The sequence below is a fragment of the Streptococcus sp. TATVAM-FAB8 genome, assembly GCF_046592795.1.
Classification (GTDB): Bacteria; Bacillota; Bacilli; order Lactobacillales; family Streptococcaceae; genus Streptococcus; species Streptococcus ruminicola.
Genome location: NZ_JAWVPQ010000007.1, coordinates 12104 through 25609, shown reverse-complemented (window position 1 = coordinate 25609; position 13506 = coordinate 12104). Strand labels below are relative to the sequence as shown.

Genomic DNA, 13506 nt, shown 5'->3' with positions numbered 1-13506 from the left:
TTTATTTTTACTAAATTTTTATTGATAAATCGTTTTCACTGTATATGGAGTTAAAGCTTGTAAAAGTTCTTCGTCCTTTTTAACCAAGTGTCTCTGACTTTGCAAGGTTTGCTTACTATCTTGATAATGCAAAATCACGGGAATATTTCCTGGATATTGTGACAAGATTTCTGAAACTTCTCTATCATGTAAATGATTTGGAAGTAATAACCACAAGCGTTCACTGCTTGCTTCTTGAACATGATTTAACACCATCTGCAATCGATTGTTGCGATTTTGAATCTTACCTGTTAAATAATAAAATCTTCCTTCTTGCAATTCGTCTTTATAATGTGTAAAAACTTCTGGAAAGAGAGTGACGTCAAATTTTTTCTGTGTGTCTGTCACATTTAGAAAAGCCATCTGCTCCCCCTTGGTTTTTGTTCGAATCACACGAATCTGACTTAATTCAACAAGAATAGTCGCTTCAGTATTTTCATGCAAATCGGACAAAGCCGTAAAAGCAATAGATGAATTCTTGGCAATTTCAAGAAGAGGATGAGGACTGATTCCCACACCTAGCAATCCCTGTTCCTGACGATATTTTTCAGTATTTGGAAAGTCTTCTACTTCAATCCAATTATAGGAATTCTCTGCAAAAAGACTTCCTAACTCATTAACAAACATGAAAAGAGGTTCCAGATTTTCAATAATCTTGCGACGATTTTTTTCAAAATTATCAAAAGCACCGACTTCAACCAATGGTGTGATAAGTTCCTTCTTCTGGTAATTCTCAGGCAACTTGGTCAAGAAGTCCTCAATACTTGAAAATGGTCGATGATCAATAATCCAGTAACATAAATCACGTGGAAGTGCTCGTAGATTTTTCAAGCCAAGATAAATTTGACCATCAGCTATCTTATCATTATAAGGCACTGTATTGATGTCGATTTTCTTGATGCGAAACTCTGATTCCATAGCATCTGTAATATAATCAGCACTTGAATAATTCAGCATGACATCATAAAAAACTGCAGGATAGTGTGCCTTAAAGTAAGCTAGTTGAAAAGCTAATGCTGAGTAAGCAAAGGCGTGACTTCTATTAAAACCGTAGCCAGCAAATTTAGCCGTGCGAGAAAATAAATCTTTGGCCGTTTCAAGCGGTCGACCCAGAGCCTGTGCACCTTTTAAGAACTCGCTTTCCATTTTTTGCATGTCTTCTGCCTTTTTCTTTGACATGGCACGACGCAACAAATCCGCTTTTCCTAGAGTGAATCCTGCATAGACCTGTGCAATTTTCATCACTTGCTCTTGATAAAGCATGATGCCATAGGTTGGTTCCAAAATTTTTGCCACCAAAGGATCGATTAAATCAATCGCTTCTTGCCCAAAACGACGTCTAATAAAGTTCTCGGTGTAATCACTAGCCCCTGGACGGTTCAAACTTGTTGTTGCCACAATATCTTCAAATTTTTGTGGTTTAATACGTTTTAACAGATTAATGGCACCAGCTTGTTCAAATTGAAAAATCCCTTTTGTCTTTCCTGCTGCAAATAAAGCCAGCGTTTGCTGATCTTCTAAATCAATCGATTTGATGTCAATTGTGATACCATATTCTTTAGCGACCTTTTCTTGCATGCGTTGCACAAAAGTAAGGTTACGAAGCCCAAGAAAGTCCATTTTAAGAAGACCATTAGCCTCAACCGCAGCCGCATCGTATTGCGTAATCATCATATCTTCGCCAGCTTTTAATGGAATATGCTCGGTCAGATTGTCATCGCTCATAACGACACCAGCGGCGTGAATTGAAGTCTGCCGAGGATTTCCTTCGATACGTTTGGCAATCGCAAAAGCTTTTTGATACTCGATTTTAGAATTAATGATTTGGCGGAAAGATAGATTCTTTTCGTAAACCGTACTTAAGTTATCTCTGAAACTGATTTTTTTAGTGATATTAGTCAATTCATGCTCTGGTGCACCGAATCGTTTAAAAACATCACGAATAGCTTGTTTAGCACCAAAAGTTGAAAAAGTCACAATTTGAGCCGAGTGAAGACTACCGTAACGATTACGGACATAATGAAGAAACTCACTGCGATAAACATCTGGGAGGTCAATATCAATATCAGGCATGCTATAACGTTCTTCATTTAGGAAACGTTCAAAAAGCAGATTGTTCTTCACTGGGTCAATACCAGTAATATCAAGAGCATAGGAAACTAAACTTCCCGCAGCAGAACCGCGTCCCATTCCCATGTAATACCCTCGACTGCGACCAAAGCGCAGTAAATCCCAAACGATAAGGAAGTAATCATCAAATCCCATCTTGTGAATGACCGAAAGTTCTTTAGCTAAGCGTTCTTGGTACTCTGGCAACCAAAGATTTTTAGCTTTAAGCCCTGCTTCAGTTAATTCTATCAATTCCTCTTGAGCAGGTTTTTGACGATTAAAACGCGGTAATTTTAATTCACTATTAAAGTCATAATGAATTTCAGCGACTAATTTTTCTAAGTTTTCTAGAGCTTGTGGAAATTTTTGCTCAAAAGCCTGTGTAAAAATATCACAAGCCATCAACTGTTGTCCTTGCGGTGCAGCTGGCGCATCTTTCAAGCTAATATTATCTCGAATAGCATGAAGCATGTGAAGCGTTTCGACTTCATTAGTATTAAAATACCGTACTGTATGAAGTGGAATTAAAGGTTTGTCATAATCCCTTTCTTCTGAGTGAACATTCACTCCGATATAATACTCAAAAGGAAGCGACAAGCTCTCCAAACCATCAAAATACGGGATAATAACCACTAAGCCTGACAAGTAATCCTTTAAATCCTCTACCTGAATACCAGATGTCATCTGACGACTAGACACTTTCATCAAGTTTTTGTAACCTGTCGTATCACGCGCAATTAAGTACATACTTAAGGAAAGATTTTCCTGTAAATTAAGCGTCAACTCAAGACCTAAAACAGGGCGTAAGCCTTCACTTTTAGCTTTTGTAATAAAATGAAAGGCGGCATAGAGATTATCTTTGTCCATAATCCCAATGGTTTGGTAGCCTAATACTTTTGCTTCTTTGACATAGCCCTCTAAGTCAATTAAGCTATCCATAAAAGAATAAACAGTCTTGGTATCTAATTGGGCAAACATAAAAGCCCTCCTTTCTCCGATTGATTTCTTTTTCTATTATACACTAAAAATCAAAGCATATTTGCGTTTAAATTGAAATAAGATGCCTTAGCGATTGATTCCTTGACATTTCAAACTTATTTTTGTACCATTTATTTAGTACAAGACTTCTTTCAAGACTTCTTCTAATTAATACAATTAAGACTTCTTTAAATTTTAATAGAAAGGGGTTATCGTATGTCCTGGAAATTTGATGAAAAATCACCTATTTATGTCCAAATTGCACAACATATTAAGATGCAAATCATCAGTCAAGAAATCAAAAGCGGTGATCAACTTCCAACCGTTCGCGAATTAGCCGAAGAAGCTGGTGTCAATCCCAACACAATGCAACGCGCTTTTTCAGAACTAGAACGCGAAGGCATGGTTTACTCTCAACGAACATCTGGCCGCTTTGTTACAGATGACACTGACCTCATCATGCAGAAACGTCGAGAAGTTGCTGAGGCAGAATTGCAATCATTTGTTAATAACATGCAAAAAATAGGATTTGAAATCGACGATATTGTGACTACACTAGAATCGTATATTAAGGAGAAAAAATAGGATGAGTCAATTACTCCAACTACATCACGTTACAAAAAAATACAAAAAACATGTAGCTGTTGACGATGTGACACTTAGTTTACCTGCCGGTAAGATTATTGGCTTACTCGGTCCAAATGGAAGCGGGAAAACAACACTGATTAAACTAATCAACGGACTTCTTCACCCAACAACTGGAGAAATCGTCATTGATGGTTACCGTCCTTCAGTCGACACTAAAAAAATCATTTCATACCTTCCAGATACTTCTTACCTTAGAGAAGATATGAAAATCAAGGATGCCCTTGCTTTCTTCGAAGATTTTTACGAAGACTTCTCTCGTGAAAAAGCTGAACACCTTTTAGAAGATTTAGACCTTAATCCAAATGATATCCTCAAAAACCTATCAAAAGGGAATAAAGAAAAAGTGCAGCTAATCTTGGTCATGAGCCGACAAGCAAAACTTTATATTCTTGATGAACCAATTGGTGGTGTTGACCCAGCCGCGCGTGACTACATTTTACGCACTATCATCAATAATTACTGTGAAGAGGCTTCTGTTATTATCTCAACGCACTTAATTTCAGAAATCGAACCAATCCTTGATGAAATCATTTTCCTAAAAGACGGAAAAATTATTTTGCAAGGTAATACGGATGATATTCGTGAAGAGCACGGTCAATCCATTGATTCACTCTTCCGTGAGACTTACAAAGCTTAGGGAGGAATTATGTTTTCAAAACTTTTAAAATACGAACTAAAATCTGTCGGTAAATGGTACTTCGCACTTAATGCGTCAATTATCGCTATTTCCATCTTCCTTGGCTTTAGCATCAAGACACTTACAGACTATGCTGAAAACTATACAACAAGCAACCCTAGCAACTTCACTAAACTCATTCCAATTATTTTGGCAATTATGTTCGGTGTGGTCGTTGCCAGTGCATGGATTGCTACACTAGCTATCATCGTGCGACGTTTTTATAAAAATATCTTTGGTCGCGAAGGTTACCTTACTTTAACCTTGCCAGTATCTACTCACCAAATCATTTTATCTAAACTGATTGCTTCACTGATTTGGACAGCGTTTAACACTATTGTTGTTACCATCGGAGTGACCTTACTTGTTATACCGATTTTTGGTTTAGGCCATTTCTTAGCCTTCCTACCACAATTAGCTAAAACGCTCTCTCCTGCCGAATGGGGAATTGGGTTCCTTTGGTTAGCAATCTCTTCTATTTCAGGAATTCTGCTCATCTACTTAGCTATTACAATTGGTCAATTATTTGCTAATAGACGTGGTCTTATGGCATTCGTTGCCTACTTCGTCGTTTCATTCATCTTTTTATTAGTGTCTGAAATCCTCGGAAGCCACGAACTAAATAGTGACCTTACTATCCATTTCTTTATCTATTCTTGTATTGAGTGCTTTATCGAAGGTGCCATCTTCTACTTAGCAACACATTACTTGCTAAAAAACAAAATTAATATTCAATAAATATTATAGCCACCAAATTCTGGTGGCTATTTTTATATCTGGAATTGTATCTGGGTGAAAGCACAAAAAACATTCTCGCAGTCTTCCTACTACTAATAGTGAAAAAAATTTTTTGTGTTTCTTTTTGGGTCTCTCCAAAAGGCAAAACTAGGCAAAACGTAAAAATAAAAAACGTTGATATATCAACGTTTTGCGTAACTTTGCTAAACTATGAAAAGCTTTTATGGAGCCGGTGGGAGTCGAACCCACGTCCAAACACCTGCCAATACATTCGTCTACAACCATAGGTTATGTCTTTGATTTAACTTAAGCTCGATACATAACTCAAACCTAGATTAAGCGAGCCTATAAATCTCTTTTTGACTAGCTAGGCAATAATCAAACGTAGCTTGCTAATCAATGAAACCTCTAGCAAAACACAAGCAATCCTGTAGAGATCACGCGAGCTGGTTTTTAGGCAGCTACAGCGTAAGAATTTGTATTTTTTGCAGTTATATTTAACTGGCATTTTTACATCTGCCGATGAGTCGCAGAATGTACCTCATAATGCCTGTCGAATCCGTAACGACCCCAGATATTATAAAGTAGTCAAAAGCTACGTTTGTTATTATAGCAAATAATGTTTAAAATAGCAAAAAAGAAATTCTTATGATATGATAAGAATTATGAAAATGAAGATGTTTGACCACTATGCCTTTTGGCAGCGACTGATCAAGTTTCTGGGAGTATTAGCCTTGCTGGGAACGTTTGTTTTAGTCATCTGGTTCTACCATTTAGGGATTCTAAACGATAGTAATGCACTCAAAGATTTTGTTAATCAGCACAGTGTCTGTGGGCCTTTAGTTTTTATCTTAGTGCAAATCTTTCAAGTCGTCTTCCCAGTTATTCCAGGTGGTGTCACAACAGTTGCTGGCTTTTTAATTTTTGATCCAATCCTAGCCTTCTTTTACAACTATGTTGGTATTGTGATTGGTAGTATCATACTATTTATTCTTGTTAGACTATATGGCCGCAAATTTATTCTACTTTTTGTCGATGAGAAGACTTTTTACAAATACGAAGCAAAACTAAACACTCAAAATTATGAAAACTTCTTCATCATTTGCATGTTATCACCCATTTCACCAGCTGATATCGTGGTGATGATAACTGGATTATCTCGCATTTCATTAAAACGTTTCATCTTCATTATCCTACTAACCAAGCCAATTTCAATTATTTCTTATAGTTATATCTGGATTTTTGGAGGAAATATCCTAAAATTACTATTAGGTCACTAAAGCCTGAGCTTTGCTCGGCTTTTTCTTTTTTTCATTACAACTGTAATTTTTCAAAAAAATTTCATGTAAACATTTTCACAGTATTGAAAAATTCTTACATAGTAGTAGACTTATAACGAAGGAGTTTACTAATGAAGTTATACGTTCAATTTATGATAATTCTCATCTTTTCATTTATTGGGGAGGCGATTTCTAATTTACTCAATTTACCTGTTCCTGGTAGCATTATTGGGTTAGTGCTACTTTTTCTTGCCCTGGAATTCAAGGTAATTCGTTTGAGACACATAGATGTTGTGGGAAATTTCTTGCTCAATAATATGACCATTCTATTCTTGCCTGCGGCTGTCGGAATCATGGATCGATTCAATGACATCAAGGATTATTTGTTCCCTATCACCATTATCATTCTTGTAGCTATCTTTTTGAATGTTGCTACTATTGGTTTTGTTGTTCAATTCATCAAAACACGCTTTGAAGGAGACTATGTTGATAAAGGAGGTCATCATGACTGATATTCTTACAAACCCAATCTTTGGTATCATGCTATCAATCCTAGCATACCTTATGGGCATGCTTATTTTTAGGCGTTTTCCACACCCAATTACTACCCCTTTACTATTGGCAACCTTTTTTATTATTGCCTTTTTAAAGATTACTAAGATTTCCTACCATGATTATTACATCGGTGGAAGTTATCTTAACACATTGATTGTTCCATCAACAGTAGCGCTCGGTATTCCACTTTATCGCTCATTCCACTTGATGAAACATCACATCAGAAGTATCCTAACTGGTATTCTTGCTGCTTGTATCGTCAACACGACTTTTACCGCTCTTGTTGCGAAAACATTTGGTATTAAATATTTGCTAGCTATTTCATTATTCCCTAAATCAGTAACAACTGCAATGGCTGTTGGAATCACTGAAAAAATGGGAGGAATCACAACTGTAACACTTGTTGTCGTTGTTATTACTGGAATTTTGACAAGTGTTCTTGGACCCGTTTTTTTAAAACTCTTACGAATCGAAGATCCTGTTGCTATCGGGCTTAGTCTTGGAGGAACAGGGCACGCAATCGGTACTGGAACAGCTCTAAAATACGGTCTCGTTGAAGGTGCGATGGGCGGACTTGCTATCGGAGTTACCGGAATCGTTTATGTTATTATCAGTCCAATCGTAGCTCAAATTATTTTAAAATAAGCTTTTTTATAAGTGCCTGTGGTGAAAATCACAGGCCTTTTATTTGCCCTTAAATTGCTCGTAATGCCATGCAATATTAACTTGCAACAACTTTCCTTAAATTCTTCTACAAGCTTCACAACACGGTTTTTATGGGCATATATAAAAAGAAAAAGCCAGTTATTGACTTTTTCTAATTGGTATAATACTCCACTCTAAGGGAATCGAACCCCTATTTCAAGAACCGGAATCTTGCGTGATATCCATTACACTAAGAGTGGCAACTACTATATTATACCACATCGAAGTAAAAAGAAAAGACTTACAAAGTAAGTCTTTTTCTCATTTATAATTACAATTCAATATCGCCAAACAAGTCAGCCATTGAGAATCCAGTTTGAGTTTCTGGAAGTTCGTAATCACGTTTAGCTTCACGTTTTGGACGACGTGGACGTGATTGACGTTTTTCTTCGTTTTCAGCTTGTGCTGGACGTTCTTCAAGAGCTTTGATTGAAAGTGATACACGTTCCGCAGCAGCGTTAACATCAAGAACTTTAACGTTAACTTCTTGACCTACTGAAAGAACATCTTTTGGATTTTCAACACGTTTGTGTGAGATTTGTGAGATGTGAACAAGTCCATCGATACCAGGCAACACTTCAACGAAAGCACCGAAGTCAGTCAAACGTTTAACTTTACCTTCAACAACATCACCAGCAGCAAGTTTTTGTTCTACACCATCCCATGGTCCAGGTGTTGTAGCTTTAAGTGAAAGTGATACACGACCTGCTTCTTCGTCGATTGAAAGAACTTTAACTTCAACTTCTTCACCAACAGAAACAACTGATTTAGGTGAAACGTTGCGTTCGTGTGACAATTCAGTTACGTGAACAAGTCCGTCAACACCACCAAGATCGATGAAAGCACCGAAGCTTGTCAAGCGAGCAACTTTACCTTTAACGATTGCGCCTTCTTCAAGTTTAGAGAAGACTTCTTTACGAGCTGCAGCAGCTTTTTCTTCAACAACTTCACGACGTGAAAGGATGAAGCGGTTTTCAGCTGGAACAACTTCTTTGATTTTAGCTTCAAATTCTTGACCAACGAATTTTTCAGTATTACGTACGAAACGTGTATCGATCATTGAAGCAGGGATGAATCCGCGAAGTCCTTCGAATTCAACTGAAAGACCACCTTTAACAGCGCGTGTACCTTTAACAGTAACAACTTCGCCTTCGCGACCAACAAGTTTATCCCAAGCTTTGCGAGCTTCCAAGCGTTTTTTAGAGACAAGGAAAGTAACTGTATCAGTATCTTTACCTACTACTTGACGAAGAACAAGTACTTCAACTGTGTCGCCAGTTTTAACGAAATCGTTAATATCAGCATCGCGATCGTTAGTCAATTCACGAAGTGTAAGAACACCTTCAACACCTGTTCCTTCGATAACAACGTTTGCTTGATCATTATCAACAGTTAAAACTTCCGCAGTGACAACATCACCAGGGTTTACTTCGCTAACACTGTTTAGCAAATCTTCAAATTCATTCATTCTAAAAAATCCTCCAACAAAAGCTAGCTTAAGCTAGCTTTTGACAACAATAATATTTCTCAAGGTAACCCGCAACGACAACAACTTTTATCTTTGACGGTGTCAAGCCGAAACTCGATACCTTTGACTGGGGTAGCTGGATTCGAACCAACGCATGAGGGAGTCAAAGTCCCTTGCCTTACCGCTTGGCTATACCCCAAAAACAAGGTTCAATTACTTTCTAAAATTTTCATTTCAGAAATGGAAGGGGAGGGATTCGAACCCCCGAACCCGAAGGAGCGGATTTACAGTCCGCCGCGTTTAGCCTCTTCGCTACCCTTCCGTTACGACAAAAACTATTCTAGCATAGTTTTTGTTCTCTGACAAGTACTTTTCGCTATTTTTTAGCGATTTAAGTTGTAATTTTCAATAATACTTTCAATTGCTTGCTCTAAAGTTTTGAAAAGTGCTTCCACTTCTCCATTTTTGACAACAGCAAATTTGTTATCAAGCTCAGCAATTTCACCGATAACTTTTTTTCCAGCAGTCAAATTGTAGCCATCGACATTGGCATTATTGATAGCAACTTTGGCGTCAGCAAGTTGAATTTCGATTTTTTTATCTTTTTTGCTCATTTTTCCACCTCACGCTATTCATTTTACCGAAAAACAAAAAAGCTTGCAAGAGCAAGCTTTAATTTATTAGTCAACTTTGTAAATCCAGCCTTCTGGAGCTTCAATGTCACCGAATTGGATGCCGACAAGTTCGTCGTACAATTTACGAGTAACAGGACCTACTTCTGTTTCACTGTAGAAGACATGGAAGTCATCACCGTGTTGAACACCACCAATTGGTGAAATGACGGCTGCTGTACCACAGGCACCTGCTTCAACAAATTTATCCAATTCATCAAGTTTAACATCTCCTTGAATAGCTTTCATGCCAAAACGGTGTTCTGCCAAGTAAAGAAGTGAATATTTTGTAATAGATGGCAAAATAGATGGACTAAGTGGTGTAATAAACTCATTATCAGCTGTAATACCAAAGAAGTTTGCAGAACCAACTTCTTCAATCTTAGTATGTGTCGCTGGATCTAGGTAAATAACATCAGAAAATTTGCGATCATGAGCCATTTTACCTGGAAGGAGACTTGAAGCATAGTTACCACCAACTTTTGCAGCTCCTGTACCATGTGGAGCAGCACGGTCATATTCGTCTTGAATCAAGAAGTTTGTTGGTACCAAACCACCTTTGAAGTAATTTCCAACAGGCATTGCGAAAATAGTGAAAATGTATTCATCTGCAGGGTGAACACCAATAATGTCACCGACACCAATCAAAAGAGGACGTAGATAAAGTGTTGCACCAGTGCCGTATGGTGGTACAAATTCTTCGTTAGCACGAACGACTTGTTTTGCAGCATCAATAAATTTTTCTGTAGGCACTTGTGGCATAAGAAGACGATCTGCAGTGCGTTGCAAACGTTCAGCGTTCATATTTGGGCGGAACAATTGTACTGAACCATCTTTTGTACGATAGGCTTTCAACCCTTCAAAGGCTTGTTGGCCATAGTGCAAAGCTGGTGATGCTTCAGAAATGTGAAGCATTGAATCTTCTGTTAATTTTCCTTCATCCCATTTACCATCTTTGTAGTAAGAGATGTAACGAAATGGTAATTTACGATAGGCAAAGCCTAGATTTTCCCAGTCTAAATCTACTGTCATAACTATTCCTCTTTCTTTGTTTTTATCCTATTGTACGCTTTTTAAATCTTTTTTCAAGTACTTTTTCATAAAATTCTGAAAATTTGTTCAAAAAAATAAATCGGAGAAAATCTCCGACTTATTATCGCTATTTAATTCTTGCACTAAAGACACCTTCATCAGAAATTTTATCTGAGATAAAGGAACCGTTACTTGTGCGCTCTGAGAGTGTCAAATCTTCCAAAATGGCTTGATAGTGATTGCCCTTATTTGAGTAAACTTCCAAGGTTTCAATCTTATCAGAATCAAGTGGGTCAATGGTGAACAAATCAATATTTTGCACATCATTTGAAGCGTGTACTGGTCCTGCCATAAAGACGCGATGTGGTTTTGATTTGAGTTCACGAAGGACTTGCAAGCCTCGATTAGCACGACTTGTTGCTGGAATTAGCTCAGTCGCCATACGTTTAAGGCTACCACGTTGCGTTAAGATAAAGAAGCTTTCTGTATTGGCGATAAAGGCTGACACAACAAAATCATCATCCTTAAGGTTAATTGATTTAACCCCAGCCGCTTTGGCACCGACTACTGGTACTTCGTCAATATTGAAATGCAAACCATAGCCATTATGCGTAATGACCATGACATCATCAAGTGCAATTGGCGCAATAGTCACAACAATATCATCGTCTTTTTTCAACTTAGCATACTTAACAGCTTTTGATTTATAAGTGCGCCATGGCGTGAATTCTTTGCGTTCAAAGCGTTTGATTTGACCATATTTTGTGGCTGCAAAATAAGTTTGCGAACCAAATTCATCGACAATTTCAGCATACAAGACATACTCGTCTGTCGCAAAATTAGTGATGGTTTGTGATAAATGTTCCCCAATGTCTTTCCAGCGAATATCTGTCAATTCATGGACTGGACGATAAATTACATTACCAAGATTTGTGAAAATCAACAAATGTTGAGTTGTCTTAGCTTGTGAGACGAAGACCAGTTCATCATCATCACGTTTACCGATTTCTTCAACCGTAGAAGCATTGTAAGAACGCGGACTTGTACGTTTGATGTAACCACCTTTTGTCACGCTAACATAAGTATCTTCTTCGACAATCAAGCTTGCTACATCGATTTCAATCGTTTGTGCTTCGGCTTGCAATTCTGTCAAACGTGGGTTAGCAAATTTTTTCTTAACTTCACGTAGTTCACGTTTCATGACATTGTACATGGTACGTTCGTCACCGATAATGGCTTTAAGCATAGTGATGCGTTCACGAAGCTCTGCTTCTTCATTTTCAAGCGTCACGATATCGGTATTTGTCAAACGGTACAATTGCAAAGTCACAATGGCTTCGGCTTGTTCTTCTGAAAATTCATAGCTGACTTTGAGGTTTTCTTTGGCGTCAGCTTTATTTTCAGACGCACGAATAAGCGCAATAACCTCATCCAAAATTGAAATAACACGAATCAAGCCTTCCACGATGTGAAGACGTTTTTCAGCTTTTTCCTTGTCAAATTTTGAACGGGCAACGATGATTTCCTTACGGTGAGCAATGTAACTTGTCAACATCGGAATGATACCCACTTGGCGTGGTGTATAGTTATCAATAGCAACCATGTTGAAGTTATAGTTCACTTGCAAATCAGTGTATTTCAAAAGATAGTTGAGAATCGTTTGCTCGTCTGCATCTTTTTTAAGTTCGATAGCAATACGAAGTCCATCGCGGTCTGACTCATCACGAACTTCTGCAATGCCAGGGACTTTATTGTTGACACGAACATCGTCGATTTTCTTAACGAGTACGGCTTTATTGACTTCATAAGGAATTTCAGTGACGACGATTTGTTTTTTACCGCCACGAAGACTTTCAATGTCAGTGCGTGAACGAACCACAACACGACCTTTACCAGTCTCATAAGCCTTGCGAATACCGTCTTTACCTTGGATGATTGCCCCTGTTGGGAAATCAGGTCCAGGCAAGAATTCCATTAATTTGTCTAATTTAGCATTTGGATGGTCAATAAGGTAAACCACCGCATCAATCACTTCTGCCAAGTTGTGTGGTGGAATATCTGTTGCATAACCTGCTGAAATACCTGTCGCACCATTCACTAAAAGGTTAGGAAAGGCAGCTGGTAAAACAGTTGGTTCTTTTTCGGTATCATCAAAGTTCCATGCAAATGGAACAGTATCTTTATCAATATCACGAAGCAAATACCCTGCAATTTCTGACAAGCGCGCTTCGGTATAACGCATGGCAGCCGGTGGATCACCATCCATAGAACCATTGTTACCATGCATTTCAATCAAGGTTTCACGGTTTTTCCAGTCCTGACTCATGCGCACCATGGCGTCATAAATAGACGAGTCACCGTGTGGGTGAAAATTACCCATGACGTTACCGACTGATTTAGCCGATTTACGGAAACCTTTATCAAAAGTATTGCCGTCCTTATTCATTGAATAAAGGATACGACGTTGAACAGGCTTCAAACCATCACGAATATCTGGCAAAGCCCGCTCTTGAATAATATATTTGGAGTATCGCCCAAAACGATCCCCCATAATGTCTTCGAGAGACATATTTTGTACATTTGACATAATTATTATCCTTTACTTTT

The 13506-nt window shown here is 38.0% G+C and carries 11 protein-coding genes, 3 tRNA genes and 1 other RNA gene; 6 read left to right on the top strand and 9 right to left on the bottom strand.

Translation table 11 applies throughout. The annotated features are described in order from the left end of the window. Window positions 1–18 precede the first annotated feature (18 nt). Window positions 19–3126: a DNA polymerase III subunit alpha gene (locus tag SFC32_RS05390; protein WP_411049833.1), complete on the bottom strand. Its 3108-nt coding sequence runs from the start codon at window positions 3124–3126 to the stop codon at window positions 19–21. A 216-nt stretch (window positions 3127–3342) separates the two neighbouring features. Between SFC32_RS05390 and SFC32_RS05385 the strand changes: the two genes are divergently transcribed. Genes SFC32_RS05385 through SFC32_RS05375 form a run of 3 tightly spaced genes read left to right on the top strand, consistent with a single transcriptional unit; the run spans window position 3343 to window position 5188 of the window. After that, complete coding sequence (locus SFC32_RS05385; RefSeq protein WP_006532025.1) at window positions 3343–3711, top strand: GntR family transcriptional regulator; 369 nt, start codon at window positions 3343–3345, stop codon at window positions 3709–3711. Between the two features lies 1 nt (window position 3712). After that, on the top strand, window positions 3713–4411 hold the full coding sequence (locus SFC32_RS05380; protein ID WP_039696991.1) for an ABC transporter ATP-binding protein: 699 nt from the start codon (window positions 3713–3715) through the stop codon (window positions 4409–4411). 9 nt (window positions 4412–4420) lie between these two features. Beyond that, window positions 4421–5188, top strand: a complete 768-nt coding sequence (locus SFC32_RS05375; protein WP_411049834.1) for an ABC transporter permease — start codon at window positions 4421–4423, stop codon at window positions 5186–5188. A gap of 221 nt (window positions 5189–5409) precedes the next feature. On the opposite strand, the gene ssrA is transcribed toward SFC32_RS05375, so the two are convergent. Continuing rightward, window positions 5410–5760: a transfer-messenger RNA gene (gene ssrA / locus SFC32_RS05370) on the bottom strand. A 93-nt stretch (window positions 5761–5853) separates the two neighbouring features. Between ssrA and SFC32_RS05365 the strand changes: the two genes are divergently transcribed. The 3 genes from SFC32_RS05365 (at window position 5854) to SFC32_RS05355 (ending at window position 7668) form a co-directional block, all read left to right on the top strand. Next, window positions 5854–6468, top strand: coding sequence for a TVP38/TMEM64 family protein (locus tag SFC32_RS05365; RefSeq protein WP_074601748.1), 615 nt, complete (start codon window positions 5854–5856; stop codon window positions 6466–6468). Window positions 6469–6599: 131 nt separating this feature from the next. Further along, the gene (locus tag SFC32_RS05360; RefSeq protein ID WP_411049835.1) at window positions 6600–6980 is read left to right on the top strand and encodes a CidA/LrgA family protein; all 381 of its coding nucleotides are present in this window, start codon (window positions 6600–6602) and stop codon (window positions 6978–6980) included. After that, on the top strand, window positions 6973–7668 hold the full coding sequence (locus tag SFC32_RS05355; RefSeq protein ID WP_039697046.1) for an LrgB family protein: 696 nt from the start codon (window positions 6973–6975) through the stop codon (window positions 7666–7668). Before SFC32_RS05360 ends, SFC32_RS05355 begins: the two co-directional genes overlap by 8 nt. A gap of 188 nt (window positions 7669–7856) precedes the next feature. Here the strand turns inward: SFC32_RS05355 and SFC32_RS05350 are convergent. The 7 genes from SFC32_RS05350 to parC all read right to left on the bottom strand — a co-directional run bounded on the left by SFC32_RS05350 (window position 7857) and on the right by parC (window position 13486). Continuing rightward, window positions 7857–7928, bottom strand: a tRNA-Arg gene (locus SFC32_RS05350). A 71-nt stretch (window positions 7929–7999) separates the two neighbouring features. Further along, entirely contained in the window at window positions 8000–9196 is a 1197-nt protein-coding gene (gene rpsA, locus SFC32_RS05345; RefSeq protein WP_009854084.1) for a 30S ribosomal protein S1, read from the bottom strand. A 127-nt stretch (window positions 9197–9323) separates the two neighbouring features. Beyond that, window positions 9324–9395 (bottom strand) — tRNA-Gln (locus tag SFC32_RS05340). Between the two features lie 42 nt (window positions 9396–9437). Beyond that, window positions 9438–9518: transfer RNA gene (locus tag SFC32_RS05335), tRNA-Tyr, on the bottom strand. A 61-nt stretch (window positions 9519–9579) separates the two neighbouring features. Further along, window positions 9580–9810 carry a DUF2969 domain-containing protein gene (locus tag SFC32_RS05330; protein WP_039697048.1) on the bottom strand — a complete coding sequence of 77 codons (231 nt, stop codon included), beginning with the start codon at window positions 9808–9810 and terminating at the stop codon, window positions 9580–9582. A gap of 66 nt (window positions 9811–9876) precedes the next feature. Further along, window positions 9877–10899 carry a branched-chain amino acid aminotransferase gene (locus SFC32_RS05325; protein WP_039697049.1) on the bottom strand — a complete coding sequence of 341 codons (1023 nt, stop codon included), beginning with the start codon at window positions 10897–10899 and terminating at the stop codon, window positions 9877–9879. A gap of 127 nt (window positions 10900–11026) precedes the next feature. Next, window positions 11027–13486 (bottom strand): DNA topoisomerase IV subunit A, encoded by a 2460-nt coding sequence (parC, locus tag SFC32_RS05320; protein ID WP_411049836.1) that lies wholly within the window; start codon window positions 13484–13486, stop codon window positions 11027–11029. Between the last annotated feature and the right edge of the window lie 20 nt (window positions 13487–13506).